Below are 26,793 nucleotides of genomic sequence, written 5' to 3' on the forward strand. Positions count from 1 at the left end.
GTTACGGCATCAGTCGGTAGACCACGGCCTGGCCGATCTCCTCGCGGGAGATGCCCATCCCGTCCACCGGCAGGTTGACCGTGGCCTCCCACGGCGTACCGCCCAGGTGTTCGCGCAGCAGCACCACGTTGCGTACGCCGAGCGTCCGCAGGTACTCGATGCTGGTCGGGTCGGGGAACGACTGGGTTACCCGGCGGACGTCGTTGAGCTGCTGCGGGGTGAAACCGCTGCCACCGTTGACGACGTCCTGGAACCGGCTGGTGGTCCAGAGCATCACCGGCTGGTCGAGGCTCTGGTTGCTCGGCAGCACCAGCAGCGGGCCCTCCACCGACCGCATGGCGGCCGGCTGCTGCGGCACCACCGGATGCGGCGTGGTGTTCAGCCCCTCGACCAGCACCAGCATCAGCGGCAGCAGGGTGGCCAGGCGCAGCCACGGGCCGGGCCACGGCGGGATCCGCTCGGCGGCGAGTTCCCGTACCCGCATCGCGAAGGCGGTGAGCGCACCAGCGGCGAGCAGGCCGAGCAGCAGGGTCGTCCAGAGCATCAGCCGGCCCGGGGTACGCAGCCCGTCCCAGCCGGGCAGGTGCTCGAAGAGCGGCACGTAGGTGAAGGTGCCGCCGAAGAACCGGGTGCCCATGGCGAGGATCCCGGTCACCAGCACCCCGGCCAGCAGGAGCAACCGGTGCCGCAGCTTCCAGACCGAGAAGAACAGCCCACCGGCGGCCAGTGCCAAGAGCGCGAAGCCGGGGAGCAGGGTCATCTCCGGGGACCAGGGCAGCCCGGCCCGGGCGCCCTCGTGCAGTGACCCCCAGATCCGGGACTCGCCGGGAGCGGTGAGGAATCCGCTCGCCGGGGGCGAGAAGATGTCGATGTCCCCCAGGGTCCGCCGGGCGTACGGGTGCAACTCGGTGACCTTGAAGTAGGGGATGGCCAGCAGCACCCCGGCCGCCGCGAAGACCAGCCCGCCGAAGAGGTCGGCCAGCAGCAGCCGGACCCCGAACGGCCGCCGGACGGCCCAGAAGAAGGCCCGCCGGACGTACCAGGTGACCGCCGCTGCGATGGTGAGCAGCCCGAGCACGTAGGCGAACGGCAGACCGATACCGAATCCGAGGCTGAGCTGCCAGGCGGCGACCAGCCAACCGGCGAGTGCCCAGCCAGCGTGCCGGCGGGCGGGGCGGTAGCCGTACCGGAACGAGTAGCCGTGGCCCCGGGCCAGCATGGCCAGCGCCAGCGGGATGCCCCCGTTGGACAGCACGTGCAGGTGACCGGCCTGGGCGAGCAGCCAGGGTGCGTACGCGAAGCTGACCCCGGCCACCGCACCGCCGATCCGGCCCGCGCCGAGTTGCCGGGCCAGCGCGTACGCCCCGAGCGTGGCCAGGGCGTGGGCGAGTACGAAAAGGATGTTGTAGCGCAGGATGGCGGCCTCGGGCCCGGTGCCGATCATGCCGGCCGGCGCGTACCCGAGGAGGGTGTCGGAGAAGGCGAAGCTCCACCGCTCCGGATAGAAGGTGTTGGCCTGCCAGAGCTGGTTGGGATCGGTCAGCAGGATGTGCCCCGACCAGGCCACCTGCCACGCCTGGAGGGTCGGGTCCCAGTAGTCCTGCGGGATCGTGTAGAGCGGGTAGCGCAGGGTGGGCCAGGTCATCAGCGCCGCAAGGACCAACGCACCGACGACGGCGAGGGTCCACTCGTGGATCAGGAAACGGCCTACGGCCCGGGCGACCCGTCGCGGCCGGGTCGGAACCGGCTCGGGGGCGGGCGCGAACGCCGCCCACGGGTCCGCATCGGTGGCTGCGTCCTTGGTGGCCGTGTCCTTTGCGGCTGCGTTCTCTGCGGCCTCGTCGTCGGCGGTCTTGTCTCCAGTGGCCTCGTTCTCGCCGGCCTCGTCTTTGGTGGCTGCGTCTTTGGTGGCCGCGTTCTTTGCGGCTTTGTCCTTGCTGGTCTCGTCCTTGCTGGTCTCGTCCCTGGTGGCCCCGTCGCCGGTGGGTGCCGGGCCGGTCTCCTCCGGGCTGGCCGGCATCTCCTCGGCCAGGTCACGACTGGTCGGTATCGCCTTGGCCAGGTCACGGCTGGCCGGCTTCTCCTCGGTGGTCATGCCAGCCGGTCCCCGATGCCGGTCTGGCCGCGCAGGAAGGCGATGTCGGCCGCCTGCCCGGACGCCCCGCCCGGAGTCTCCACGATCACCGGGGCGTCGGCGGCGCGGACGACCGCCAGCAGCAACTCCGGATCGATCGTGCCGCTGCCCAGGTTGTCGTGCCGGTCCGCGCCGGAACCGAACCCGTCCCGGGAGTTGTTCGCGTGCACCAGGTCGATCCGTCCCGTGATCGCCTTGACCCGGTCAACCAGGTCCAGCAGTTCCTCGCCGCCGGCGTGCGCGTGGCAGGTGTCCAGGCAGAACCCGGCCCCGTACTCGCCGACCACGTCCCAGAGCCGGGCCAGTGCGTCCAGTCGGCGGGCGCAGGCGTTCTCGCCGCCGGCGGTGTTCTCGATGAGCACCGGCGTGGCGAAGCCACCCGACTCCGCCGCGTAGGCGAACGTCTTGCGCCAGTTGTCGAACCCGACCGCCAGGTCGTCGCCGGCGTTCACGTGCCCGCCGTGCACGATCACGCCCCGTGCCCCGATCTCCGCAGCGGCTGCGGCATGGCTGACCAGCAGCTTCCGGCTGGGGATCCGGATCCGGTTGTTGGGCGTCGCCACGTTTATCACGTACGGCGCGTGCACGTAGACATCGACCTCGGCGGCACGCAGCCGGTCCGCGTCGCCCCTCGGCTGCGGCGCCTTCCAGCCCTTCGGGTCGGAGAGGAAGAACTGCACGGCGTCCGCCGCTCTGGCTGACGCCTCGGCGAGCGGGTCGGCTGAATCGACGTGGGCTCCGATGCGCATGCCCGCGAGCCTACGTCCCCGGCCCGACCATCGGAGGTACGGAGCACGCCCGGCGCGCGGCAGGCGTCACCGGAGAGGCCGGCTGTCGTTACCCCGGGTGAGATCGACGGCCTGCTCTCGACAGGCCGACAGGGGACCATCAACGCCGAGCCCGGGAGACGGACGTGCCGCTGTCGCCACCACGACATGCCAGCGCCGGCTCCACCGCGCTCGACAGGGGGAACGCGCCGCTGGCGGCGGTACCGGGGACCGGGGAGCCCCCGGCCGCGACGGTCCGGCTGCGGATGGTCCTGGTGGATCCGGGCGGTCAGCCCGGACGACCCTCCGCCGTACGGCCCGGTACGGCGGAGGGCACCACCTGCGCCACGGTCCGGCTGACCGAACCGGGTCGGGATGGACAATTCCGGTGATTAGCCCTAACTGCGCCCAGATTCGTAGTAGCGTGAAATAACAACACGATAAGCTCCGCGGGGCGTCCCCGGTCCAACCTCATCGGTGTGGTCGTTCCTCCCCAGGTCCCACCCAACGAATGCGGACGGGACGCCCCGCGGCTCCGGGTACCGGAGGGCTTCCGCGCCCCGCTCACGGCGGGCCGGGAGCCCTCCGTCGTACCTGGTGATGGTTGACCGGCGGCCGTGACCAGGCGTACCGGCCGGTTTGGCCGCCCGACGGGGAGTGATCGTTTGCGCCGGGTATCCTTGCCGGGTTGTCCGAGTCCGCCTGGGTTCCCCCACGGTCGGCCGGACCACGACGCACGACCTCCTGCCACGGAAGGACCGTGGCCGCCAGCCCATAGGAGGTGAGAACGTCTTGCGTCATTACGAGATCATGGTGATCCTCGACCCCAGTCTCGAGGAACGCACCGTCGCCCCGTCGCTCGACACGTACCTGAACGTGATCCGGACCGCGGGTGGCTCGGTGGAGAAGCTCGACGTGTGGGGCCGCCGGCGCCTCTCGTTCGAGATCAACAAGAAGGCCGAGGGCATCTACGCCGTCATCGACCTGCAGGCCACGCCTGCGGCGGTGGCCGAGCTGGACCGTCAGCTGCGACTCAACGAGTCGGTGCTGCGCACCAAGGTCATCCGGCCGGAGACGCGCTAACCGCGCCTACCCGGCACGCCCGGATCAGCCTCGTCAGCTCTGTCGTACTGCTCTGGCAGCCTTACCGGCAGAGACTGATGAGTGCGCGAGGAGATGGTCATGGCAGGAGATACCACCATCACGGTCATCGGCAACCTGACCGATGACCCCGAGTTGCGGTTCACCCCCTCCGGCGCCGCAGTCGCCAAGTTCCGGGTCGCTTCGACACCCCGGTTCATGGACAAGGCCTCCGGTGAGTGGAAGGACGGCGAGCCGCTGTTCCTTGCATGCACCGTGTGGCGGCAGGCCGCCGAGCACGTTGCCGAGTCGCTGCAACGCGGCGCCCGGGTGATCGTGTCCGGCCGGCTGCGTCAGCGGTCCTACGAAACCCGCGAGGGTGAGAAGCGCACCGTCATCGAGCTCGAGGTCGACGAGATCGGCCCGTCGCTGCGCTACGCCACGGCCAAGGTGCAGAAGATGTCGCGCTCCGGTGGCGGCGGCTTCGGTGCTTCCGGCGGCGGCGGTGGTGGCCAGGGCGGCGGAGGAAACTTCGACGACCCCTGGGCCTCTGCGGCTCCGGCTTCCTCGCGGTCCGGTTCGGGCGGCGGAAACTTCGACGAAGAGCCCCCGTTCTGATGGCACCCAGCGCCCGAGATCGCAAACCAGGAGCAAGAGCAATGGCAAAGGCTGCGGCACTTCGCAAGCCGAAGAAGAAGGTGAACCCGCTCGACAAGGACGGGATCACCTACATCGACTACAAGGACACCGCGCTGCTGCGCAAGTTCATCTCCGACCGCGGCAAGATCCGCGCTCGGCGGGTGACCGGCGTCACCTCGCAGCAGCAGCGGCAGATTGCCCGCGCGGTCAAGAACGCCCGTGAGATGGCGCTCCTGCCGTACACGGCCACGGCCCGCTGAGAGGAGGCACCGGAATGAAGATCATCCTCACTCAGGAAGTATCCGGTCTCGGTGCCCCCGGCGACATCGTCGAGGTCAAGAACGGTTACGGCCGGAACTACCTGCTCCCGCAGGGCTTCGCGATCGCCTGGACCAAGGGCGCCGAGAAGCAGGTCACGCTGATCAAGCGGGCGCGTTCCGCCCGGGAGATCCGCGACCTCGGCCACGCCAACGAGGTCAAGACCCAGCTTGAGGGCCTCAAGGTCAGCCTGAAGGCCCGGGCCGGCGAGGGTGGCCGGCTCTTCGGCTCGGTCACCCCGGCCGAGATCGTCGACGCGGTGAAGGCCGCTGGCGGTCCGGCTCTCGACCGGCGCCGGCTGGAACTGCCCGGTCACATCAAGGCGATCGGTGCCCACCCGGTGCGCGTCAAGCTGCACCCGGAGGTCACCGCCAAGTTCGACCTGAACGTCGTCCAGGGCAAGTAACACCCGTACCACCAGCAGGGGTCGCACCGGACGGTGCGGCCCCTGCTGCCTTTCCTGCCGCCCCTGCCGCCCCTGCCCGCGTCAGCCCAGCGGCTGACCGCTGACCGCGCTGTACAGCAGCGTGGAGAGGCCACCGCCGACCACCGCTGCGGCCAGTCCCACGCTCCCCACCCGCCAGCCGCTGCTCAACCAGCGCAACATCACCGCCATCAGCACACTGGCGACCAGAGCCAGCCCGAGTCGCTGCGTACCACCCAGCATGGACTCCAGCGCGAAGGCCCGGGGGGACATGCAGCCGCCGCCGGTCACATCCGTCACGCAACCGGCCGGTACCCGACCGTCCAGGGTGAACAGCCAGCCGATGAGCAGTACCACCGGCACCAGGTAGCACGCGGCCGTGTAGAGCACCGCCGCCATCGCTCCACCGACCTGCTCGTCCTCGGGCGGCTCCGGCGTACTGCGCCGCCCGCCACCCCCGGGTGAGCCGGCTGCCGGATCCGGCAGACTGCGCCGTCCCTGGCCTGGTGCGACGGCCACCCGTTGCGAACCCGGTCGGGGGGACCGGTCCGGGGAAGCGACGGGCCCGGCGCCGCCCGGCGCGCGGGGTACCGCCGTCGCTGCGGGACGGTCGTCCGAGACCGGCCAACTGACCACCGGGGACCGGGGCGCCGAGGCCGGTGTCGCCATCCACCGGGGGTCGTCGCCGGCCAGGCGGGTCCCCGACCGGAAGGTGTCCCTCCGGTCGCTCCAGGGGGCCAGATGGCCGTCGCCGGTGTCGTCGTGCCGCCCGGCCGGGGCGCTCCCGTCGTGCCACGGACCGGTGCCTGCGTGCCGGTCCCACCGGCCGTCCCCGCTGGTCCGGTCCTGCCAGTCGACCGGTGTGGGGACATCCCACCCACCCGCCGCCGACCAGTCCGGGCCGGCCTCCGCCGGACGTTCCGCGCGGTACGGCGGGAGCTGACCGGTGTGGTGGCCGTACCCGCCAGGCGATGCCGGGTACCCGTTATCCGGATCCGCTGCGGACGGTGCCACCGACCAGGCCGGGCGATCTTCGGCCGGTTCGTGCCCGGCGTACCGGTCGATCCGCCACTCGGCGGTGTGGTCGGCGTGCCGACCACCGGCGGCTGTGGCCGGCACGCCCCAACTGGTGGTCTCGGTGGCCCTCCGCCAACTGCTGGTGGTCTCGGTGGTGACCGGGCCGGGGCGGCCGTCGGGCCATCCCGGATCGTGTCGGACCGAGTGGTCGTCGGGCCGGCCCGGATCGTGCCGGTGCCGACCGCTTCCCCCGGTGAAACCGGTCCGGTCGGCGCCAGGAGCGGTCGGCCCGAGATCGGCAGGGTGCCCGGCGGTGCCGGCTCCGGTCGCCCAGGAGGGCAGGTACCCGTCGGCCGGTACCTGCTGACCACGTTCCGCCGCGCGCCGGCGGCTTGGGGTCCCGTAGCCCGTCACCGGCGGGCGGTGGTGGTCGGTCGGATCGTAGGCGCGGTAGTGGTCGACCGGGTCGTGGGCGCGGTAGTGGTCGACCGGGTCGTGGGCGCGGTAGTGGTCGGTCGGGTCGTGGGCGCCGTGGTCCCAGCGCCCGCCTGGCTGGCTGCCCCGCAGGCTCGGATCCCCGCCTGGCTGGTCCCGGTAGTCCACGGCCGGAGCGTGACCGTACCCAGCGGAAAGCGCAATCAGCCATCAAGTCAAATCTGCCGATGGCCACCGACCCGCCAGGCCCGCCCGACAATCCACCGGGGAAATCCTTGTCCACAGGGTGGGGATAGCAAAAGACCAGTTCAGAGTGACTGTGGATAACTTTCCCCCACAGTTTTCCACAGCCTGTGCACAGGCTGCGCACACCCTTGCCCCTCGGTGTCCACAGGTTGTCCAGAGACTCGTCCACCGGGTCGGTTGAGGTGCTGACCTGCTGTTCCGTATGGTTACCGCTCGACCCTCGGCGCAGCCCGCGATGACCCCCGACGACGGGGTTGGCCAGGGCCGGCCAGGATCGCCGTACCGCGGACCGGGACGGCGCAGTGCTTGCCGACGCAGTGGAGGGGGGACCCGGTGTCGGTCACCGACGACCGGCGGGCCGAGGCCCGCACCAGCGACGGATCACCGTCCTCGGCGGCTCCCGCGCCCCGCGACGCCCAGTACGAGAAGACGCCGCCGCAGGACATCGCCGCCGAACAGTGCGTGCTCGGCGGGATGCTGCTCTCCAAGGACGCCATCGCCGACGTCGTGGAGATCCTCAAGTCGAACGACTTCTACCGGCCGGTGCACGCCACCATCTTCGACGCGATCCTCGACCTCTACGGGCGTGGTGAACCGGCCGACTCCATCACCGTGGCCGCCGCCCTGGCCGACTCCGGCGACCTGGTCCGGATCGGCGGCGCGCCCTACCTGCACACCCTCATCTCGACCGTGCCGACCGCCGCGAACGCGTCCTACTACGCGCGGATCGTCGGCGAGCGGGCGGTACTGCGCCGGCTGGTGGAGGCGGGCACCCGCATCGTCCAGCTCGGTTACGGCGCCAACGGTGGCGGCGGGCGGGATGTGGACGACATTGTCGACCTCGCCCAGCAGGCCGTCTACGAGGTCACCGAACGGCGGGTGAGCGAGGACTTCGCCGTCCTGGCGGACATGCTCCAACCCACGCTTGACGAGATCGAGGCGGTCGGCGCCCAGGGCGGGGTGATGACCGGGGTGCCGACCGGCTTCACCGACCTGGACCGCCTGCTCAACGGCCTGCACGCCGGACAGTTGATTATCGTGGCCGGCCGGCCGGGCCTGGGTAAGGCACTCGCTCTGGATACGCCTCTGCCAACTCCGGACGGCTGGACAACCATGGGCGAGGTCCAGGTCGGTGACCGTCTGCTCGGTGCAGACGGCCGCCCGACCACCGTCACCGCAGCCTTCGAGGTGCGATACGGGCGGCCATGCTACGAGGTCGAGTTCTCCGACGGCTCCGTCATCGTCGCTGATGCCGAACACCTCTGGAAGACGACCACCAGGACGAGTCGTCGGCAGGCACCCGCGAAGGGATCCCGGCGGGCCTGGTCGGATGAGTGGGTTGGTGTCGTCGGCCCGGAGTTCCGCCACGTACTGAGGACCGTCGAGCGGGAGATCGGGCCCGCGCCTGACGCAACCCGGGGAACGCGCCGGGTAGCTGGCGCGGTTCCGCTCGTGTACCGCACGGGTCAGGTGGTCACCACGCTGCTCGACCGGGCGGAGCGCCCGGTGAACGCGCATTCGAAGAGGGTGCACGACGGAGTGGTGACCACCGAGCAGATCGCGGCAACCCTACGCACGGACACTGCTGATCGTCGGTTGAACCACGCGGTCGAGAACTGCGCACCTCTCGACCTGCCGGAGCGTGAACTACCTGTACCGCCGTACACCCTCGGGGTCTGGCTCGGCGACGGGCACAGCGCTGCCGCGAGGTTCGCCACGGTCGATCCGGGCATCATCGACGGAGTCGAGGCCGACGGCTTCCGGGTCAGACAGTCCGGGCCGATGGCCTACGCCATTCTTCCGCCACCTCTGCCCGTGCTGGCGGAGCGGGAGTGTCCGGCCTGTGGCCGTACCAGGTGTGGTGAGCTGACGCCCGCGATCCTCAACCGGTCCTCCGGCCGACGGTGTGCGCCGTGCCATGCGCGCTTCGGATCGGTTGTGGGCATGCTGCGCTCACTCAACGTCCTGAACAACAAGCACATCCCGGGCGCCTACCTGCGGGCGAGCGAGGGGCAGCGTCGAGCGTTGCTCGCCGGACTGCTGGATACCGACGGTACGGTGGCCCCGACCGGGGACGTGCAGTACACGTCCACCTCGAAACACCTGGCCGAGGATGTCCGGGAGTTGGTGGTCAGTCTCGGGTACGGGTGCACCATCACGACCAGACCGGTACGCGGACGGAACCCGGAGTCGTCGACCGCGTACACGTTGAACTTCTCCGCCGTGGACGAGGTGTTTCGGCTGGAGAGGAAGCGGGCGGCGCACCGGTTGCGCCGCCGTGCGACCTCCCGTGCCCGGACCGGTTCGCGGTACATCGTCGATGTCCGGCCGGTGCCGAGCGTGCCGGTCAGGTGCGTGACCGTCGACAACGACGACCACCTCTATCTGGCCGGCCGGTCGATGATCCCGACCCACAACAGCACCGCGTCGATGGACTTCGCGCGGAATGCCGCGATCCGGGCGAACCAGGCCAGCGCCATCTTCTCCCTGGAAATGAGCAAGGTCGAGATCGTCATGCGACTGCTCTCGGCGGAGGCCCGGGTGCCGCTGCACGTACTGCGTAGCGGGCAGCTCTCCGACGACGACTGGACCAAGCTGGCCCGCTGCATGGGTGAGATCAGTGAGGCGCCACTCTTCGTCGACGACACACCGAACATGAACCTGATGGAGATCCGGGCCAAGGCGCGACGGCTCAAGCAGCGACACGACCTGAAGATGATCGTGGTCGACTATCTCCAGCTGATGAGTTCGCCGAAGAAGACCGAGAGCCGGCAGCAGGAGGTCGCCGAACTGTCCCGTGGCCTCAAGCTGCTGGCCAAGGAGGTCGAGTGCCCGGTGATCGCGGTCAGTCAGCTGAACCGTGGTCCGGAGCAGCGCACCGACAAGCGACCCCAATTGTCCGACCTGCGGGAGTCAGGCTGCCTTACGGCAGAGACGAGGGTGATCCGAGCGGACGACAATACGGAGGTGACCCTCGGTGAACTGCTTGCCGCTGGAGCCAGGGACATTCCGGTCTGGGCGCTCGATGAGAGGCTGATGTACAGCCCACGTACGATGACCCATGTCTTTCCGAGCGGCACCCGGGAGATCTTCCGGATGACCCTCGCGTCCGGAAAGCAGATCGACGCTACCGCAAACCATCCGTTCCTCACCTTTGCTGGCTGGCGTCCCCTGGGCGACCTGGCGGTAGGGTCACGGGTCGCCGCGCCGCGTCACATTCCGCCTCCGTTGAACGTGGAGCGGTGGGCAGAGGCGGAGATCGTGATGCTCGCGCACCTTATCGGCGATGGCTCTTTCGTCCGCAGGCAGCCGATCAGGTACGCCAGTCGCGATGAACGGAACCTCACAGCAGTCACCGAATCGGCCCGGCACTTCGGAATCACCGCGGTCCGGGACGAGTATGCCGCAGCGCGGGTCACCACGCTCCGTCTGCCCGCACCGTATCGATTGACTCACGGACGCCGTAATCCAATAGCCCAGTGGCTCGATGAGCTGGGCCTCTTCGGTCTGAGGTCACACGAGAAGTTTGTTCCCAAGGGAGTCTTCTCGCTGCCCAAGGATCAGATCACGCTGTTTCTCCGGCACCTGTGGGCCACCGACGGCTCGGTGACGGTCAACAAGAACGGCAGGAGTGGACGGGTCTACTACGCCTCGACCAGCATCCGTTTGTTGGAAGACATATCGCGTCTGCTGCTTCGCTACGGCATTATCGCCCGGCTCAGGGCGGTGACGGTGCGCGGTCATCGCCCTCAGTACACGCTGGACGTATCCGGACGTGACGATCAGTTGCGCTTCCTCCGAGAAATCGGGGTGCACGGGGAGCGTGCTGACGGTTGCGAGCGCCTCCGTACCGTGCTGGAGCAGCTCACCAGCAATACCAACGTCGACACCATACCGAAGGAAGTATGGGGCCGGGTCCGGGAGATCCTCACCGCACAAGTAATGAGTCACCGCGAATTCGCGAACGCGATCGGCACGCAGTTCTGCGGGAGCACCCTCTGGAAGCGTGCGCCGAGCCGAGCCCGCCTCAGCCGTGTCGCCGCCGTCCTGGACACTGCTGATCTCGATCTTCATGCCACCAATGACGTCTTCTGGGACGAGATCACCTCGATCGAATCGTTGGGTGAACGTGAGGTGTATGACGCCACAGTGCTCGGTACGCATAATTTCATCGCCAATGGGATCGCTACGCACAACTCGATTGAGCAGGATGCGGACGTTGTCATTCTTCTGCACCGGGATGACTACTACGACAAGGAGTCACCCCGGGCCGGCGAGGCGGACTTCATCGTCGCCAAGCACCGAAACGGTCCGACGGACACCGTGACGGTCGCGGCCCAACTGCACCTGTCCCGGTTCGTCGACATGGCCATCGTCTGACCGACCGCTCGTCGATCATGGAGTTATGGTGCCCCGCAGAAGCCGCATATCGAGCGGAAAGCCCCACCACAACTCCATGATCGACGCGAGGATGGACGTGGTCGACCGCGCAATAGCCGTACCCTAGTCGAACAGCTCGTTCAGGAAGCTCTTCTGCCGCTTCCGCTGGTAGTGCCCGTGGTAGTCATGGTGATGGTGCTGCTGCTGGTGGCCGTACGCCGGGGCCGGCGGGTAACCGTGTGCCGGGGGCGGTGGCGGCGGCACGGCTCCGTAACCCGGGTGCGGGGCCGGTGCGGGTGGCGGCGGTGGTGGCGGGGCGTAACCGCCAGCCTGCGGGGCGGGTGCCGGGGCGCCCTGCGTACGGTTCCAGTTGGCCTCCGCGTCGAAGAGCTTCTCCAACTCGCCACGGTCGAGGAAGATCCCCCGGCACTCGGTGCATTGGTCGACCGTCACGCCGCTGCGCTCGTACTGGCGCATGTCTCCGTGACACTTGGGACAGGTGAGATGCATCATTCGACCGTACCCGGTCGATTCACCCTTCCGCTCGTAGCACCTCGGTGACCTCCCGGTCGGACACCTCATGGAAGTCGTCGTAGTACCGGCTCACCGCGCCGAAACCTGGGGGACGCTCGGGACAGACCACCTCGTCGGCCTCGGCGGCGAGCATGTCGTACGCCTCGGGGGAGCCGACCGGTACCGCCACCACCACCCGCTGCGCCCCCATCTGCCGGGCCACCGCGACGGCGGCCCGTGCCGTGGCCCCGGTGGCCAGCCCGTCGTCCACGATGACCGCAGTGCGCCCGTCCAGGTCCAGCGGTGCCCGGCCGGCCCGGTAGAGCTGTTCCCGCCGGTCCAGTTCGGCCTGTTCGGTGCGGACCACCTCGGCTACCTGCTCCGGAGGCAGTTGGGCGGCCGGGGACTCGTTGCGCACCTGGACGCCTCCGGGGCCGAGCGCGCCGAAGGCCACCTCGGGGGCCAGGGGCATGCCGAGCTTGCGGACCACCAGCACGTCCAGCGGTGCCTGCAGCCGGTCGGCGATCACCTCGGCCACCGGTACGCCACCCCGGACCAGCCCGAGCACGGTGACGTCCGGGCGCCCGGCCAGTCCGGAGAGCAGTCCCGCCAGGGTCTCCCCGGCGTGTGCGCGATCGTGATAGGTCGTCATGCTTCAGGTGTACGCCCTCATCGGGCGGCGCACCCGGTCTTCGGCCCAGATGCCGAACCCGCGCATCGGCCCGGCGCGGGTGGCCCCGGCTGCGGTCAGAGCCGGCTACCGGCCGCCCAGCCGGCAGCGGCGGCGGTCAGCCCGGCGCCGAGCGTGACGGCGACGTTGACCACCGCCCAACGCCGGCCCGCCGGCCCGGACCGGGCGAGGCGGACCGTCTCGTAGCCGAAGGTCGACCAGGTGGTCAGCGCCCCGCAGAACCCGGTGCCGACGAACAGTCCGAGCCAGCCGGGGACGGTGCTACCGGCCCCCGCGAGCAGACCGAGCAGGAGCGAACCGGCCAGGTTGACCAGCAGGGTGCCGGTGGGCAGCTGTCCCTCGACGGTGCGTGCGGTCACCGCCCGGTCGATCAGGAAACGGCTCACCGCGCCGAATGCGCCACCGAGCACGACCAGGAGGACGGTCACCGCCACACCCGTGCCACCACGCGGTCACCCAGGAGGATGGCGGCCAGTCCGCCGACGAGGGTGCCCAGGACGTACCCCAGGGCGAGGCCGGGGCGCCCGGCGGACAGCAGTTCCCGGGTCTCCACGGCGTAGGTGGAGAAGGTGGTGAAACCACCGAGTAGGCCGGTGCCGAGGAACGGGCGGATCAGCCGGTGCGGGGCGATCTGTCCGGCGATCACCCGCATCAGCGCCCCGAGCAGGGCGCATCCGGCGAGGTTGGTGGCCAGGGTCGCCCAGGGGAGGGCGCCGGGTGCGGTCGGCCAGGCAACGGCGAGCCCGTACCGCGCCACCGCGCCGAGCGCGCCACCGACCGCCACGGCGGCGACGACGTCCCCCGGCACCCGCGCGGACGCTCCGGTCATCAGCCGGACCCGGAGGACGGTGTGCCGGCCCGGGGGTGCTCCGGCGCCTGCCGGTCGGGCGCCAGCGCGGGTGCCCAGACCAGGAACGCGACCGGGTAGAGGAGGTAGCCGAACCGGGTGGCGGGCATCAGCAGGATCGCCGCGAGCAGGCCGTACCCGCAGATGACGGCGCTGGCTGCGGCTGTGCGGGGCGGTCGGTGGGCGAGGTGGACGGCGATCGCCAGTCCGGCGGCGACCAGCGCGGCGGCGGCGACCGCGCGGCCGGCGGGCAGCGTCTGGGCGATCAGGTACCCGGGGAACGGGGATGCGGCGGGGCTGCTGACCAGCCCATGGCCGAGGGGGAACCGGAGCACGTTCTCGACCAGGGCCGAGGAGTCGACCAGTTGCACCGGCACGAGGGCGGCGACCGGCAGGCCGACAGCGCCGGCGGCCAGCCGCAGGGCGTCCCGCCGGCCCCGGGTGGCCGCCCAGACGATCAACACCAGGGCGACCGGCCAGGCGAGGAGCTTCAGGGCGGCGGCGAGCCCGACCGCCAGGCCGGCCCCGCCGGGGCGTCCGGTGGCGGCCAGGGCCAGGGCGAGCAGGCAGAGCGCGAGTACCGGCAGGTCGTCACCACCGGTGGCGAGGGTGAGCGCGCAGACCGGCAGTACGGTGGCGGCCTGAACCGCCCGGACCAGCGTGGACCCGGCGGGTCGGGGTGCCGGGGTGCCGGGGGCCGGTCGTCGTAGCACGGCCACGGCAACGATCAGGGTTACTGCGGTGACCAGGGCGAACATCAGTCGGGCGTCGGTCCACCAGGCGGTTCCGGCGGCCCGGGGCAGGCCGAACAGAGCCATGCCCGGCTGATACGGGGTGTACCCGAGTAGCTGTTCGCCGGCCGGGAGGGCGGCGATGTGGTCGCGGCTGAGGTACGGGGTGCCGGTGTCGAGCAGCCGGATCCCGGCCTGCTCGATGACGACCACCTCCTCCTGTGCCCGGTCGCCCCGCCCGGCGGCCCGCTGGACGCTCTGCATGACGAGCGGGAGCAGTGCGGTGGTCACCCAGGTCAGGACGGTGACCCAGCCCCGGGCGGCGGTACCCGCCAGCGGGGAGTCCCGGTTGGCGCGCCGGGCGAGCACCTGGCCGGCGACGGCGAGCGCGGCGACCAGGTAGCCGAAGGCGGCGACGGCACCCCAGGCGCGGTGCGGGAGCAGGGTGGAGGTCGTTGCGGTGACCGCAGCGAAGATCGCGGAGAGCGTGTACAGGCCGAGGTCGGTGTGGAGGCCTCCGCCGGCCCGGTCCAGCCGCTGCCAGGCCCGTCTGCCCCGGTCGGTGCGGGACTTCGGGGTGACCGCCGCCGGTCGGAGGGCGGGTGGCGAATCGGCGTGGATCACGCCGGCAAGTGTGGCAGACGGTCCCCTCGGCCACGGCCGTTCGGGCGTCGTCCGGGGGCGAGCCGGATCACCGCGCCGGTGTCGTGCAGGGCCGGGGCCAGGGCGCCCGGTCGGCCGCCCGTCCCCCGGCGCAGGGTGGCGAGCATCTGCCCGGCGGGCATCGGCCGGCCGAAGAGGTGCCCCTGGCCGGCGGTGCAGCCCAGCTCCCAGAGGGCCCGGCGTTGTGGTTCGCTCTCCACCCCCTCGGCAACGACCATCAGGTTGAGGCTGCGTCCGAGGTCCAGGGTGGACCGGATGACGGCGGCGGCCTCGGTGGAGGTCTCCATGGTGGTCACGAAGGTGCTGTCGATCTTCAGCTCGTGCACCGGGATGCGGGAGAGCAGGGACAGCGACGAGTAGCCGGTGCCGAAGTCGTCCAGGGCGAGCCGGATCCCCTCGTCGCGGAGCTTGCCGAGGACCCGGTCGACCACTTCCAGTTGGCTGAGGGTCAGCGTCTCGGTCAGCTCCAGGTGCAGCCGGTCCGGGGGGAGGTCGTGGGCGCGCAGCCGGGCCAGGACGGAGCCGGGGAAGCGGGGATCGAGCAGGCTGCGCGGGGAGACGTTCACCGCGACCGGCAGGTCGAAGCCGGCCTCCCGCCAACTGCCGGCGGCGATCAGGGCCTGGTCGAGGACGGCCTCGGCGAAGGCGGGGAGCAGGCCGGAGCGCTCGACGGCCTCCAGGAAGCGCAGCGGGTCGATGGTGCCGTGGACGGGGTGGTGCCAGCGGGCCAGTGCCTCGGCGGAGACCACCTCGCCGGTGCCGAGGTCGACGATGGGCTGGAAGTTGACGGTGAACTCGTGGTCGGCCACGGCCCGGGGCAGGTCGCCGCCGAGGGTGAGTCGGCCGAGGTCCGCGCTGTCCCGGGCCGGGGCGTACGTGGCGGTCCGCTGGCCGGTCCGCTTGGCCTGGTACATCGCCACGTCGGCGCGGCGCAGCAACTCGGCCATGCCGCCGCTGCTCGGTGCGACGGCGATCCCGCCACTGGCCTCGATGCTGATCCGCATGCCGTCCAGGTCGAGTGGTTCGTGTAGCGCGTTGAGCAGGCTCTCGGCCCGGTGCGCGGCCATCGCGGGTGCCGGCAGCCCGCGCAGGAGTACGGCGAACTCGTCACCGCCGAGGCGGGCGACCAGGTCGTCCGGGTGTGCGGCGTCGCGCAGCCGTTCCGCGACCTGGATGAGGACGCGGTCCCCGGCGGCGTGCCCGAGGGTGTCGTTGACCTCCTTGAAGTGGTTGAGGTCGATCAGCAGCAGGGCGGTCACCCCGTCCGCATGGCGGTGGCTGAGCTGGAGGTTTCCCTGGTCGAGTAGCTGCCGCCGGTTGGCCAGGCCGGTGAGCGCGTCGTGTGCGGCGGCGTACGCGTGCTGTTCGGCGGCGCGGGCCAACTCGGCGTACGCCTGGGCGTTGCGGACTGCGGTGCAGAGTGCGGAGGCGAAGGTACGCAGGGTGTACCGCTCCCGTTCGGAGAGCTTCACCGGGCCCCGGAAGCGGAGCCGGAGTACGCCGATGTCGGCGGTATGGTCGTGGCCCTCCAACGGGGCGACGATGACCGCGCCGTGGACGGTGCTCGGGATGCCGCCGGGCGGTCCGTCGTAGCTGACCGTGGTGCTGCCCCGGACAAGTCGACCGGTCTCCCGCAGCTCGATCTCGACCTCGTCGGCGGAGAAGAGTTCGGTGGCCTGGGTGACGGCGGTGGTGAGTACCTTGTCCAGGTCGACGACGTTGAGCGCGTCGGTGGTCCGGGCCAGCCGCTGCCAGGCCTGCTGCTCGGTGCGGGCGTTGACCCGGTTGGAATGGAACAGGTGGAGGCTGAACACCAGCGCCGGTACGGCCAGCAGGAGCCGGTTGTCGTTGTCGTTGCGCAGGATGGCCACGGTGCCGGCGATGACCACGAACCGGGCTATTGCGGCACCGAACCGCAGATCCCAGTCGGCCCGGAACAGGTCCCGCCGTCCGGTCCCGGTGGCGAGCGCGATCACCGGGATGGTGATCAGTTCGTCGAGCACCACCGCGATGAAGTACGCCAGGGCGAGCGGGCCGACGAAGGAGCCGTCGTCGCTCTGCTCCGTCCAGCCGGCGAGGTGCAGGGTGAGCCCGGCCGCGCCGGCCACCAGCATGTTCTTCGCGGTACCGAAGACCGCCTTGATCGGTGGCATGCGGGTCAGCACGGTGGCGATCGCCAGTCCGCAACCGGTCGCGAGGACGACCAGTGACGCGGGTGCGACGGCGAGACCGATCATAATCGCGGTCTCGGTCCAGGCGATTAAATGGTGACCGGCCCGGATACGTACCCGTACCTTCACCGTGAAGCCGACAGCAACCAGAGACGTGATCGCTATTCCGAGGGTGAGCGTTTCGCCGGGTCCCGGAAAATTGACGACAAAACGGTAAAGGGATATTCCGCCGGCAATGGTGGCCGCAACGACGACGAGACCGACTAGCGGCATCAGCCGCCGATCGGTCCCGTTATCTCGTCGGTCTTGTCGAGCCACCCATGGTCCCTGCGTCGTCACCGATCGCTGCGCGCGTCGCAAGACTACTTCCGGTTGCGTCGGCGCAACAGCTTCGTCAGCCCCACTCGTTGGAACGCATGTCGTTCTCCCTCGCCTCTGGGTGCGTCCCCGCAACCGCACCACCGATGCCTCGTTCGATGTCGATGAGCCTAGAGGAAGGAATGTCTGGATAAGAACACATAAATGTCCTTATGCGCACTATCAGGTAACTATTAGGTGATTCGTCACCCGGCGCGTCGGAAGCGAAACCCAGCGCATCCGAAGGTGGTACGGAGAGATGTCACGTCGTCCCCGTACGGCTACTTGTCAGCAGAACACCTGTGTGTCGGCGCGGCAAGAAGGATGGGCCATACGGGCCCCTTCCGGCAACCGAAGATAGGCGGTACTCCGCAGCGTCATCGGCTCCTCGCCAGCCGCATTCCGGGTCTGTTACCGCCGTGTCCGGTACCGCACCACGAGTGCGTACCAGCGGGCGCGACTTTCCCTTTCATAAGGTCCCCCGCTGTCCGCCGGCTCAGGTTGGTCCATGGCATTCCCGATGGGGGCCGGAGGTCGGGGTAGGCTCCCCGCCGTGACCGATCCCGTCCAGCTCACCCACGTCGACCCCGCCGGGGCCGCCCGCATGGTCGACGTCACCGCCAAACCGGTCACCGGTCGCCTGGCGGTGGCGGCCGGTCGGCTGCACACCACGCCCGAGGTGATCGAACTGCTCCGCCGCGACGGCCTGCCCAAGGGCGACGCGCTCGCCGTCGGCCGGCTCGCCGGCATCATGGGCGCCAAGCGCACCCCCGACCTGATCCCGCTCTGCCACCCGATCGCGCTGCACGGGGTCACCATCGACCTGGAGCTGGGTGAACGGACCGTCGAGATCACCGCGACCACCAGGACCGCGGACCGGACGGGCGTCGAGATGGAGGCACTGACAGCGGTGGCCACCGCCGGGCTCGCCCTGGTCGACATGGTCAAGGCCGTCGACCCGGCGGCCTCCGTCGAGGGGGTACGCGTGCTCCGCAAGGAGGGCGGGAAGAACGGCGAATGGGTACGACCCGTGGACCGGCCGTGATCCGGGCCCGGGTCATCGTCGCCTCCAACCGGGCCGCCGCCGGGGTGTACCCGGACACCAGCGGCCCGCTGCTGGTCGCCGGGCTACGCGAGCTGGGCTGCCAGGTGGACGACCCGGTCGTGGTGCCCGACGGTGAACCCGTCGCCGAGGCGGTCCGCGCCGCCCGGGCCGACGGGATGGACGTGGTGGTGACCAGCGGGGGCACCGGGGTCACGCCCACCGACCGGACCCCGGAGGTCACCCGCGCCCTGCTGGACTACGAGATCCCCGGCATCGCCGAGGCGATCCGGGCGTACAGCCGGGACCGGGTACCCGCCGCCGTCCTGTCCCGGGGCCTCGCCGGGGTGTCCGGCCGGATGCTCGTGGTCAACCTGCCCGGGTCGACCGGCGGAGCGCGGGACGGCCTCGCCGTCCTCGGGCCGGTCCTGGCGCACACCGTCGACCAGTTGCGTGGTGGCGACCACTGAAACGGATCTGAGCCCTCCCGCTAGGCTCAGGCAGGTGAGCGTAGACACGGCTGCCGTCGAGGAGTCCGCCGCCGCCCTGCCCCCGGCCGGCTGGGAGGAGGCCCGCTCCCGGGTCTACGCGGTCGGCCTGGCCGCCGCGCTGCCCGAGACCACCCGGCCGCTCGCCGACGCCGACGGGTACACCCTCGCCGAACCGTTGACCCCCCGGACCCCGCTGCCCGCCTTCCCCACCTCCAGTGTCGATGGCTGGGCGGTACGCGGACCGGCGCCGTGGCGGGTGGTGGGTCGGGTACTCGCCGGGGCGAGCCCCCCGGCGCTCGCCGAGGACGGCACTGCGGTGGAGATCGCCACCGGTGCCATGGTGCCCGAGGGGACGTCGGCGATCGTCCGGATCGAGGAGTCCAGCCGGACCGACGACGGCCGGGTCACCGGCACCCCCCGGCCCAACCCGGAGTGGCGGCTCCCCGGCGAGGAGGCGGAGGCCGGTGAGGAACTGCTGCCGGCCGGTACCCCGGTCGACCCGGCGGTGATCGGGCTCGCCGCCTCCTGCGGCCACGACACCCTCCAGGTACGCCGCCCGCCGCGCGCCGCCCTGCTGGTCTTCGGCGACGAGCTGCTCACCGCCGGTCCGCCCGGCGTCGGGCGGGTCCGGGACGCACTCGGCCCGGCGGTGCCGGCCTGGCTACGCCGGTACGGCTGCACGGTCCGCACGTCCGACGTGGTCGGCCCGGTCGCGGACACCCTCCCCGCCCACGTCGCGGCGCTGACCGAGGCGCTGGCCGGCGCCGACCTGGTCTGCACCACCGGTGGCACCATGCACGGGCCGGTCGACCACCTGCACCCCGCCCTGCACGCGCTCGGCGCGGACTACGTGGTCAACACCGTCGCGGTCCGGCCCGGTTTCCCGATGCTGCTGGCCCGGCTGGTCGGTCCCGACGGGCGGCCCCGCTTCGTCGCCGGTCTGCCCGGCAACCCACAGTCCGCCATCGTGGCCATGGTCTCGCTCGTCGCGCCGCTGCTCGCCGGCATGCGGGGCCGGGCCATGCCGATGCTCCCGCAGGCCACCCTGGCCGAGCGGATCCCCGGCCGGGGGGACTACACCCATCTCGCCCTGGTCCGGTTGGACCGCGCGGCCGGCACCGCCCACCCGGTCCGGCACGTCGGCTCGGCGATGCTGCGGGGGCTGTCGGTCGCCGACGGCTTCGCGGTGATCCGGCCGGGCACCGTGGGGGAGCCCGGCTCCCGGGTGCCCGTGGTACCGCTGCCGCTGCTACCCGGGGAGCGGGCGTGACCCCGCCGGCCGGCGCCCGGTCCGGTCACGCCGTCCAGGTCAGGTACGCCGAGGTGACCTCGGCCCCGCTCGACCTCGCCGCGCACGAGGCCGCAGTGGCCGACCCCCGGGCCGGGGCGGTGGTCTCCTTCCAGGGCGTGGTCCGCGACCACGACCACGGCCGTACGGTGGTCTCGCTGGAGTACGAGGGCCATCCCAGCGCGGCGGACGTGCTGCGCGAGGTGGCCGACGAACTGGCCGCCGACCCGGACGTCTACGCGGTGGCCGTGTCCCACCGGATCGGTCCGCTCGCCATCGGCGACGCCGCACTGGTGGCGGCGGTCAGTACGGCCCACCGGGCCGCCGCGTTCGCGGCCTGTGCCCGGCTGGTCGACGAGGTGAAGGCGCGGCTGCCGATCTGGAAGCATCAGGTCTTCGCGGACGGCACCGAGGAGTGGGTGAACTGCCCCTGACCGGGCCGGCCCGCCGGCACCCGGAGGTTCTCCGTCTGCCGGTGTCGGGCGTCGGGTCAGCAGCCGGCGCGTCAGCGGCCGGCGCGGGCCAGGCCGGCCCGGTGCAGCCGGTCGGCGTAGAAGGCCGGCTCGGCACCCGGCCGCCAGGGCAGTGCGGCCACCAGCACGATCAGCGCCAGCGCCAGCGAGTTCTCCATCAGGGCGCCGAAGAGGCCGTCCTGGTAGTGCGAGACCTCGGGAAGCTGGTGCTCGTACGGCCAGATCGGCGAGATCACGAAGAGCAGGTAGAGCCCGAGGGCGGCCACCGCGTGCCGGAGACCGGTCAGGGTCGGGAACCAGATCGGCGTCCGCAGCCCGGTCACGCCGGGCGGGGTGTTGTTGCCGGCCAGGTGCCCGGCCCGCAGGAGCAGGCCACGGCTGGCGTCCCGGCGGCGTACCGCCGCGTCGGCGAGCACGACGACGGCCGGGATGACCCAGACCAGGTGGTGCGACCAGGAGATCGGACTGATCACGTTGGTGGTCAGCCCGACCAGGGTGAACGCGGTCAGCTCGTCGCCGTCCGCGCGGGCGCTCATCGCCCGGGAGAGGCCGAGGGCGAGCATCAGCACCGAGAACGACAGCCAGAGCAGCCCCGGCGTCTCGATCGAGTCGTAGAGCCGGGCCAGCACCCCGGCGAGGGACTGGTTGGGCGTCATGTCCGCCGCACCGACCCGCTCGGTCTGCCACAGCACGCTGGTGAAGTAGGTGGCCGAGTCCCGCCCCGCGACCGCGAACGTGCCCAGGGTCACCCCGGCAGCGGTACCGATGGCGGTGAACGCGGCCCGCCACTGGCGGGTGAGCATCAGGTACACGATGAACAGTGCCGGGGTGAGCTTGATCGAGCTGGCCAGCCCGATGCCCGCGCCCGCCCAGACACCACTGAGGACGAACCGGCGCAGCGGGCCGTCGTCGGACCGGTGTCGGGTGCCCCGCCGGGCCCGCCAGCGCAGGGCGACCAGGTCGGCGATGATGAGCGCGAAGAGCAGCAGGTTGACCTGGCCGTAGCCGAGGGTCTCCCGGACCGGCTCGGTGGCGACCGCGAGGGGTACCGCGATGCCGACGGTGAACCAGAGCGGCCAGCCGAGCCGGTCGACGATCGGTCGCAGCAGCGCGGCCAGGACGACGGTGAGGGCGGCGATGCTGCCAATCACGTTGAGCCAGCCGGCGACCGCCATCGGCAGGTGCGCCATCGGCAGCATGGCCAGCCCGGCGAAGGGTGGGTAGGTGAACCCGAGCGTGGTCTTGGGTGCGATGAACTGGTAGAGCGGCTCGCCACCGGCCCACCAGACCATCGCACCGTGGTAGATCCGCATGTCGAAGAAGTTGTACGGCCGGCCGAACGCGCCGATGGCGAGCCAGGCGGCGTACGCGGCGGCGGCCACGATGCCGATCCGTACGACCGTCCTGCGGTCGATGCCACGGGTGAGGCGGCGGACTGGGGCGAGGCGTTCCACCCGTCTCCCGACGGTCGCCGGCATGGTGTGGCCACCCCCGTACCAAGATCGTAATGCCCGTCCCGCTCCTGACTGGAGCCTAGAACGGCGCCTCACCCCGATGCCTCCCGCGTTATCCGACCGTGTCCGATCCCACATAAGTTTTTGACATTTCCACCGCGTTAACGCCTGGCGGGGGGTTCAGGTAATTCGTGGCCTCTGCCCGCGCAGGACCGGCGAATGTGGGGGGTGGGGCGGGACCGACGCAGGTCAGCCGGGCAGTCGACGGGCCGTGGCGGCGGATCGCATGGCGATCCGCGCATCCCGCCGGGCGGTGCGGACCGCCCGCTGGACCGATCGCCGGCTGTGACCGATGCGGTGGCCGGCCCGCCACCGCAGACCGGGCCGCCCCTCGGTGTCGGCGGCGGCCAGCAGCAGCCCGCCGAGGAGACCGAGGTTCTTCATGAAGTGGACCTGGTGGTTGGCCCGCGCGCCCGGGTCGTCGACGGTCCAGAAGGGATGACCGGCGAAGGTGGTCGGCACCAGTGTCCCGGCGAGCGTGGCGGCAGCCGGACGGGTGAGGTGTCCGGTGGCGAGCAGCAGGCCGGCGGCGAGCTGAACCGCCCCGTTGACCCGTACCAGTTGCTCGGCCCCGGTCGGCAGTTGCGGATGGACCTTCTCCAGGAGCGGACCGACCCGGTCGGTCATCCGCCGGGCCCGGGGCAGCAGCGGCGCCGGGTCACGTACGGCCCGGGCTCCGGAGATCACGAAGATGCCGCTCAGCATGACGCGGGCGAGGCTGCGTACGGGTCTCATGTACCAGTCATACCCCGTCGCCGGGTGGTTTACCTCCGCATCCGCCGTTCTGCCCGGTCCGGAGCGGTACGGGTACCGTCCCGGCCCCCGTGCAGCACGTGGCCTGGGTGTAGGCGCCGGCCTTGAAGTACGCAGCGTGGTGCCCCGAAAGCAGGTCGTCCCGCGCCACGCCGGCCGAATGGGCCGGTCGACGCGCCGGTCGGCGGTAGCGTGCCCGGGTGACCACACTGCGGTTACGTCCCGAGGAAACGGCCGACGTGGAACCGATCCGGCGCGTGGTCGCGGCGGCGTACGACCGGCCGGACGCCGGCGCGCCACCCGAGGTCGGGCTGGTGGACGCGCTCCGGGACAGTGACGCCTGGCTCCCCGACCTGTCGATGGTGGCCGAGTGGGGCGGCGAGGTGGTGGGTTACGCCCTGCTCAGCCGGGTCCGGATCGACTCCGGCGGCTGGCCGGCGCTGACCCTCGGGCCGGTCGCGGTGGCGCCGCACCGGCAGGGCATCGGGCTCGGTACGTCGGTGGTGCAGGCGGTGCTCGACGCGGCGACCGAGTTCGGTGAGCGCCTCGTGGTGGTCCTCGGTGACCCGGCCTTCTACCACCGGTTCGGCTTCGAGCCGGCGGCCCGGTTCCGGCTGACCAGCCCCTGGTCCGGGCTCGGTGACCCGTGGCAGGCGCTGGTCCTGCCGCCGGAGGTGGCCGGTGCCCCGGCGCCACCTGGCGGTGAAGTCGTCTTCCCGCCGACCTGGTCACGGGTCTGAGCCTGCCCGGTCAGGTCTGTGGGCCCGATCCTGTCCGGCCGGATCGCGGGTCCGGGCCCGGTCAGGCCGGTTGGGTCCGGAGGTACCGGCCGAAGTGCGGCACGGTGAAGGCGACCGTGCCGCGTTCCCCCGAGTAGATGAGTCCCTTCTTGATCAGGGCGTCCCGGGCGGGGGAGAGACTCGCCGGTTTACGGCCCAGGGAGCGGGCGATGTCGGCGGTCGGCACGGCGAGATCCATGTCGTCCCGGGCCGCCGTGCCGTCGGTGCCGTCCGGCAGGGAGAGCGTCGCCATCGCCCGCATGTACTCCCGCTCGGCAGGGGTGGCCCGCTCGAAGCGTGAGCCGAAGAAACCGACCGCCAGTTCGGCTTCCGCCTCCGGGGCGGCGACCCGGACGTCCGCTGCGGTGATCGGCGAGCGGGGCGCGTGGTCCCAGGTGGCCTTCCCGTACGCCTGGACGAAGTAGGGGTAGCCACCGGACTTCTCGTAGAGCAGGTCGAGCGCCTTCGGCTCGTACTCGACGTCCTCGCGCCCGGCGGGCGCGCAGAGTGCCTGATCGGCGGCGAGCCGGTCGAGCCGGTCGATCCGCTGGTAGCGGTAGAGCCGCTCCGAGTAGGACTTCGCGGCGGAGAGGACGGCCGGCAGGTGCGGCAGGCCGGCCCCGACCACGATCAGGGGCGCGCCGAGCTGCGACAGCTCATGGCAGGCGGCGCAGAGCGCCGAGATGTCCTCCGGACCGAGGTCCTGCATCTCGTCGATGAAGACCGCGATACCGGTTCCCACGTCGGTGGCGACGCTGGCCGCGTCGCTGAGCAGTTCGACGAGGTCGATCTCGATGTCGCCGGAGTCGGCCCGGCCGCTGCTCGCCGGTACGTCGATGCCGGGCTGCCAGCGGTCGCGGAGTTTCGGTGCGGTCGAACCGCGACCGGTCGGGGTGGCCCGCTGGGCGAACGCCTTGAGGACGCCGAGGAACGCGTCGATCCGCTCGGGCGCCCGGTGGTGCGGGGCCAGTTCGCGGATCGCCATGTGCAGGGCGGCGGCCACCGGACGACGCAGCGACTGGTCCGGCCGGGCCTCGATCTTCCCGGTGCCCCAGAGCCGACCGATGGCCTGCGAGCGCAGGGTGTTGAGCAGGACGGTCTTGCCGACCCCGCGCAGCCCGGTGAGCATCAGGCTGCGCTCGGGGCGCCCCCGGGCGATGCGCTCCAGCACGATGTCGAAGACGTCCAGTTCCCGGCCCCGACCGGCGAGTTCGGGCGGTCGCTGGCCGGCACCGGGGGCGTACGGGTTGCGCACCGGGTCCACGTCTCGCACCGTATCGGCCCGTCTAGCTGCCTGGCTAGAAACAGGTAGAGGACGGTACCGGCGTGTCGCCGCCGGTGGTCGCCCGGCGTCTCGACAGAAGACTAGGGCTGTCTAGCGATATCGCTAGACAGCCCTAGTTTCGGTTAGCTGCTGGTCAGAGCTTCTGGAGGCAGAGCACGTAGTCCAGGGCGTCGATCGAGTTGTCGTGCACGTAGTTCGCCGTCGACTTCGGAGCCTTGGTCTCGCACTGCTTGCCGTCCGAGGTGAACGGGATGCGCAGCAGCACCTTGTAGGTGCCCGGCGCACACTTCACCTTGCGCAGCTCGGCGTCGTTCGCCGTACCGTCGTTGACCACGCAGTCGCCCTTGACGAATCCGCTGCTGCCGCTGGTGCGGGACGGCGACGGGCTCGGGCTGGGGCTGGGGCTGGGCCGCTCGCTCGGCCGGCTGCTCGGCGCGGCCGTCGCGGTCGGTCCGGCCTGCGGGTCGTCATCGTCCCCGGCGTTCATCAGGGCCCAGCCGCCGAACCCGAGGCACGGGCAGACCACGAGCAGCAGCACCAGCAGGATGATCAGCAGCGCCCTGTTGCTGCTCTTCGGCGGTGGGGCCATCGGTGCCCCGTAGGGGACACCCGGCGGCGGGCCACCCCACTGCGGTCCGGCCGGGGGCTCGTTGCCGAACCCGGACGGGGGCGGGTAGGAGGCGGCGGGTCCGGCCGGTGGTGGGTACGACCCGGGCGCCGGGGGATAGCCCGACCCGGGCGCCGGGTGACCGAAGCCCGGCTGCTGCCCCGGATACCCCGGATCGGGCTGCTGCCCCCAGGGCACGTTCGGTGGTTCCTGACCGCCGGGCGGCGGCCCCCACTGCGGCGCGGGCGGCTCGTAGCCACCACCCTGGTACGGCGGTGGATAACCTCCCCCGGAGGACGGTGTGACGGGTGGCCGGTGGTACGGGTCGTCGGGGTTGCCCGATCCGGGTGATCCGTAGGTTGTCATTCTCTCCCCAAGGGGTGGTCGGGAGTCAGCGCGACTTGAGGCAGAGCACGAAGTCGAGCGTGTCCAGAGGGCTGTTGAAGAAGTACCAGTTGGTGTAGCCCTCCACCTTGGCGCACTTGGCCTCGGCGTCCTTCTCACCACTGGTGGCGCCGTCGAAGCGGCGTAGTACCTGGTAGGTCCCGGCCCCGCAGGGGGCGATGACCAGCTTCGGCTGCCCGTCCGCCGGGCCTACGTTGCGGACGCACTGCCCCACCTTGACGAACCGCGGGTCGGTCGACGATTCGACCGTGGGTTCGGTCGATGCCGGCTCGGCGCTCGACTGCGGTGCCGCGGTCGGCGGAGCGTCCGGTACCGCACTGGTGGCCGCCGTCGAGGGGGTCGGCCCGTCCTGGCCGCGCAGGTAGTAGATGGCCGCTGCACCTCCGCTGACCAGTACCGCCAGGGTGACGAGCACGGCCAGCAACGGCCCCCGGCCCCGCCGGGATCCCGGACCGGGCGCCGTAACCGCCCAGTCGCCGTCCCCGGGTGCCCCGGGGTGGCCGGGCGGGGGCCCGAACTCCGGTCGTTGCCCGGGGGACGGGTGACCCGCTGACGGGTGGGCCTCCCGCCGGTACTCCGGTCGTGGCTGGGCGTACTCCGGTGGCCCGTAGTCCGGTGGTTCGTACTCCGTTCGGCTGTACTCCGGTGGCCCGTGCTCCGGCCGGCCGTACCCCGGTCGCGGCCGGTCGTACTCCGGCGGCCCGTATCCCGGCGGCCCGTATCCCGGCGGCCCGTATCCCGGC

25 protein-coding genes are annotated in these 26,793 nt (G+C 71.3%); 11 read left to right on the top strand and 14 right to left on the bottom strand.

Going from position 1 to position 26,793, the window contains the following annotated elements; translation table 11 throughout:
* Window position 1: 1 nt before the first annotated feature.
* Both V6U90_RS05995 and V6U90_RS06000 read right to left on the bottom strand, forming a co-directional pair.
* Window positions 2–2,095, bottom strand: a complete 2,094-nt coding sequence (locus V6U90_RS05995) for a hypothetical protein (RefSeq protein WP_334431768.1) — start codon at window positions 2,093–2,095, stop codon at window positions 2–4.
* Window positions 2,092–2,883, bottom strand: coding sequence for a deoxyribonuclease IV (locus V6U90_RS06000; protein ID WP_334431770.1), 792 nt, complete (start codon window positions 2,881–2,883; stop codon window positions 2,092–2,094). The genes V6U90_RS05995 and V6U90_RS06000 overlap by 4 nt, the downstream gene beginning before the upstream one ends.
* Before the next feature lie 164 nt (window positions 2,884–3,047).
* Here V6U90_RS06000 and V6U90_RS06005 point away from each other — a divergent pair, with 164 nt between their 5' ends.
* The 5 genes from V6U90_RS06005 to rplI all read left to right on the top strand — a co-directional run bounded on the left by V6U90_RS06005 (window position 3,048) and on the right by rplI (window position 5,344).
* Complete coding sequence (locus V6U90_RS06005) at window positions 3,048–3,293, top strand: hypothetical protein (protein WP_334431773.1); 246 nt, start codon at window positions 3,048–3,050, stop codon at window positions 3,291–3,293.
* A gap of 400 nt (window positions 3,294–3,693) precedes the next feature.
* Window positions 3,694–3,984: a 30S ribosomal protein S6 gene (gene rpsF, locus V6U90_RS06010; protein ID WP_208810571.1), complete on the top strand. Its 291-nt coding sequence runs from the start codon at window positions 3,694–3,696 to the stop codon at window positions 3,982–3,984.
* Window positions 3,985–4,065: 81 nt separating this feature from the next.
* Window positions 4,066–4,599, top strand: a complete 534-nt coding sequence (locus V6U90_RS06015; protein ID WP_334431776.1) for a single-stranded DNA-binding protein — start codon at window positions 4,066–4,068, stop codon at window positions 4,597–4,599.
* Between the two features lie 41 nt (window positions 4,600–4,640).
* Window positions 4,641–4,880: a 30S ribosomal protein S18 gene (rpsR, locus tag V6U90_RS06020; RefSeq protein WP_007073789.1), complete on the top strand. Its 240-nt coding sequence runs from the start codon at window positions 4,641–4,643 to the stop codon at window positions 4,878–4,880.
* 14 nt (window positions 4,881–4,894) lie between these two features.
* Window positions 4,895–5,344: a 50S ribosomal protein L9 gene (gene rplI, locus V6U90_RS06025; protein WP_334431866.1), complete on the top strand. Its 450-nt coding sequence runs from the start codon at window positions 4,895–4,897 to the stop codon at window positions 5,342–5,344.
* Between the two features lie 81 nt (window positions 5,345–5,425).
* Here rplI and V6U90_RS06030 read toward each other — a convergent pair whose 3' ends face one another.
* Entirely contained in the window at window positions 5,426–6,982 is a 1,557-nt protein-coding gene (locus tag V6U90_RS06030) for a hypothetical protein (protein WP_334431868.1), read from the bottom strand.
* A 411-nt stretch (window positions 6,983–7,393) separates the two neighbouring features.
* Here V6U90_RS06030 and V6U90_RS06035 point away from each other — a divergent pair, with 411 nt between their 5' ends.
* Window positions 7,394–11,440, top strand: a complete 4,047-nt coding sequence (locus V6U90_RS06035; protein ID WP_334431870.1) for a replicative DNA helicase — start codon at window positions 7,394–7,396, stop codon at window positions 11,438–11,440.
* Window positions 11,441–11,563: 123 nt separating this feature from the next.
* Here the strand turns inward: V6U90_RS06035 and V6U90_RS06040 are convergent, their stop codons facing one another.
* The 6 genes from V6U90_RS06040 to V6U90_RS06065 form a co-directional block, all read right to left on the bottom strand.
* Complete coding sequence (locus V6U90_RS06040) at window positions 11,564–11,953, bottom strand: TFIIB-type zinc ribbon-containing protein (protein WP_334431872.1); 390 nt, start codon at window positions 11,951–11,953, stop codon at window positions 11,564–11,566.
* Window positions 11,954–11,972: 19 nt separating this feature from the next.
* Window positions 11,973–12,605 (bottom strand): phosphoribosyltransferase, encoded by a 633-nt coding sequence (locus V6U90_RS06045; protein ID WP_334431874.1) that lies wholly within the window; start codon window positions 12,603–12,605, stop codon window positions 11,973–11,975.
* Window positions 12,606–12,700: 95 nt separating this feature from the next.
* On the bottom strand, window positions 12,701–13,072 hold the full coding sequence (gene crcB / locus V6U90_RS06050) for a fluoride efflux transporter CrcB (RefSeq protein ID WP_334431877.1): 372 nt from the start codon (window positions 13,070–13,072) through the stop codon (window positions 12,701–12,703).
* Entirely contained in the window at window positions 13,069–13,473 is a 405-nt protein-coding gene (gene crcB / locus V6U90_RS06055; protein WP_334431879.1) for a fluoride efflux transporter CrcB, read from the bottom strand. The genes crcB (V6U90_RS06050) and crcB (V6U90_RS06055) overlap by 4 nt, the downstream gene beginning before the upstream one ends.
* The gene (locus V6U90_RS06060) at window positions 13,473–14,756 is read right to left on the bottom strand and encodes a glycosyltransferase 87 family protein (protein WP_334432061.1); all 1,284 of its coding nucleotides are present in this window, start codon (window positions 14,754–14,756) and stop codon (window positions 13,473–13,475) included. Before V6U90_RS06060 ends, crcB (V6U90_RS06055) begins: the two co-directional genes overlap by 1 nt.
* Before the next feature lie 86 nt (window positions 14,757–14,842).
* The gene (locus V6U90_RS06065; protein ID WP_334432063.1) at window positions 14,843–17,329 is read right to left on the bottom strand and encodes a putative bifunctional diguanylate cyclase/phosphodiesterase; all 2,487 of its coding nucleotides are present in this window, start codon (window positions 17,327–17,329) and stop codon (window positions 14,843–14,845) included.
* Window positions 17,330–17,966: 637 nt separating this feature from the next.
* On the opposite strand from V6U90_RS06065, the gene moaC reads away from it, so the two are divergent.
* From moaC to V6U90_RS06085, 4 genes are read left to right on the top strand one after another with little or no spacing between them, the layout of a single operon-like run.
* The gene (gene moaC / locus V6U90_RS06070; protein WP_334431880.1) at window positions 17,967–18,458 is read left to right on the top strand and encodes a cyclic pyranopterin monophosphate synthase MoaC; all 492 of its coding nucleotides are present in this window, start codon (window positions 17,967–17,969) and stop codon (window positions 18,456–18,458) included.
* The gene (locus V6U90_RS06075) at window positions 18,431–18,925 is read left to right on the top strand and encodes a MogA/MoaB family molybdenum cofactor biosynthesis protein (protein ID WP_334431882.1); all 495 of its coding nucleotides are present in this window, start codon (window positions 18,431–18,433) and stop codon (window positions 18,923–18,925) included. Before moaC ends, V6U90_RS06075 begins: the two co-directional genes overlap by 28 nt.
* 34 nt (window positions 18,926–18,959) lie before the next feature.
* Window positions 18,960–20,216 (top strand): molybdopterin molybdotransferase MoeA, encoded by a 1,257-nt coding sequence (locus V6U90_RS06080; RefSeq protein ID WP_334431884.1) that lies wholly within the window; start codon window positions 18,960–18,962, stop codon window positions 20,214–20,216.
* Window positions 20,213–20,668, top strand: coding sequence for a molybdenum cofactor biosynthesis protein MoaE (locus V6U90_RS06085; protein WP_334431886.1), 456 nt, complete (start codon window positions 20,213–20,215; stop codon window positions 20,666–20,668). The genes V6U90_RS06080 and V6U90_RS06085 overlap by 4 nt, the downstream gene beginning before the upstream one ends.
* Window positions 20,669–20,739: 71 nt before the next feature.
* Here V6U90_RS06085 and V6U90_RS06090 read toward each other — a convergent pair whose 3' ends face one another.
* Window positions 20,740–22,185, bottom strand: coding sequence for a glycosyltransferase 87 family protein (locus V6U90_RS06090; protein ID WP_334431888.1), 1,446 nt, complete (start codon window positions 22,183–22,185; stop codon window positions 20,740–20,742).
* A 225-nt stretch (window positions 22,186–22,410) separates the two neighbouring features.
* A complete protein-coding gene (locus V6U90_RS06095) occupies window positions 22,411–22,956 on the bottom strand; it encodes a DoxX family protein (protein WP_334431890.1) in 546 nt (181 codons plus the stop codon).
* A 218-nt stretch (window positions 22,957–23,174) separates the two neighbouring features.
* Here V6U90_RS06095 and V6U90_RS06100 point away from each other — a divergent pair, with 218 nt between their 5' ends.
* The gene (locus V6U90_RS06100) at window positions 23,175–23,714 is read left to right on the top strand and encodes a GNAT family N-acetyltransferase (protein WP_334431892.1); all 540 of its coding nucleotides are present in this window, start codon (window positions 23,175–23,177) and stop codon (window positions 23,712–23,714) included.
* A 61-nt stretch (window positions 23,715–23,775) separates the two neighbouring features.
* Here V6U90_RS06100 and V6U90_RS06105 read toward each other — a convergent pair whose 3' ends face one another.
* From V6U90_RS06105 to V6U90_RS06115, 3 genes are all read right to left on the bottom strand, one after another.
* Window positions 23,776–25,017 carry an ATP-binding protein gene (locus tag V6U90_RS06105; RefSeq protein WP_334431894.1) on the bottom strand — a complete coding sequence of 414 codons (1,242 nt, stop codon included), beginning with the start codon at window positions 25,015–25,017 and terminating at the stop codon, window positions 23,776–23,778.
* Between the two features lie 154 nt (window positions 25,018–25,171).
* Window positions 25,172–25,591: an LppU/SCO3897 family protein gene (locus V6U90_RS06110; protein WP_334432065.1), complete on the bottom strand. Its 420-nt coding sequence runs from the start codon at window positions 25,589–25,591 to the stop codon at window positions 25,172–25,174.
* 445 nt (window positions 25,592–26,036) lie between these two features.
* The gene (locus tag V6U90_RS06115) at window positions 26,037–26,465 is read right to left on the bottom strand and encodes an LppU/SCO3897 family protein (RefSeq protein WP_334431896.1); all 429 of its coding nucleotides are present in this window, start codon (window positions 26,463–26,465) and stop codon (window positions 26,037–26,039) included.
* Window positions 26,466–26,793: the final 328 nt, after the last annotated feature.

The sequence above is a fragment of the Micromonospora sp. CPCC 206060 genome, from assembly GCF_036906895.1.
Taxonomy (GTDB): domain Bacteria; phylum Actinomycetota; class Actinomycetes; order Mycobacteriales; family Micromonosporaceae; genus Micromonospora.

What these genes read in the sequence shown, in the direction of transcription:
- crcB (WP_334431879.1), bottom strand. Translation starts at nt 13,473, where the DNA reads ATGACCGGAGCGTCCGCGCGGGTGCCGGGGGACGTCGTCGCCGCCGTG.
- V6U90_RS06090 (WP_334431888.1), bottom strand. Translation starts at nt 22,185, where the DNA reads ATGCCGGCGACCGTCGGGAGACGGGTGGAACGCCTCGCCCCAGTCCGC.
- V6U90_RS06065 (WP_334432063.1), bottom strand. Translation starts at nt 17,329, where the DNA reads ATGCCGCTAGTCGGTCTCGTCGTCGTTGCGGCCACCATTGCCGGCGGA.
- V6U90_RS06045 (WP_334431874.1), bottom strand. Translation starts at nt 12,605, where the DNA reads ATGACGACCTATCACGATCGCGCACACGCCGGGGAGACCCTGGCGGGA.
- rplI (WP_334431866.1), top strand. Translation starts at nt 4,895, where the DNA reads ATGAAGATCATCCTCACTCAGGAAGTATCCGGTCTCGGTGCCCCCGGC.
- V6U90_RS06040 (WP_334431872.1), bottom strand. Translation starts at nt 11,953, where the DNA reads ATGATGCATCTCACCTGTCCCAAGTGTCACGGAGACATGCGCCAGTAC.
- V6U90_RS06075 (WP_334431882.1), top strand. Translation starts at nt 18,431, where the DNA reads ATGGGTACGACCCGTGGACCGGCCGTGATCCGGGCCCGGGTCATCGTC.
- V6U90_RS06000 (WP_334431770.1), bottom strand. Translation starts at nt 2,883, where the DNA reads ATGCGCATCGGAGCCCACGTCGATTCAGCCGACCCGCTCGCCGAGGCG.
- V6U90_RS06095 (WP_334431890.1), bottom strand. Translation starts at nt 22,956, where the DNA reads ATGAGACCCGTACGCAGCCTCGCCCGCGTCATGCTGAGCGGCATCTTC.
- V6U90_RS05995 (WP_334431768.1), bottom strand. Translation starts at nt 2,095, where the DNA reads ATGACCACCGAGGAGAAGCCGGCCAGCCGTGACCTGGCCAAGGCGATA.
- rpsR (WP_007073789.1), top strand. Translation starts at nt 4,641, where the DNA reads ATGGCAAAGGCTGCGGCACTTCGCAAGCCGAAGAAGAAGGTGAACCCG.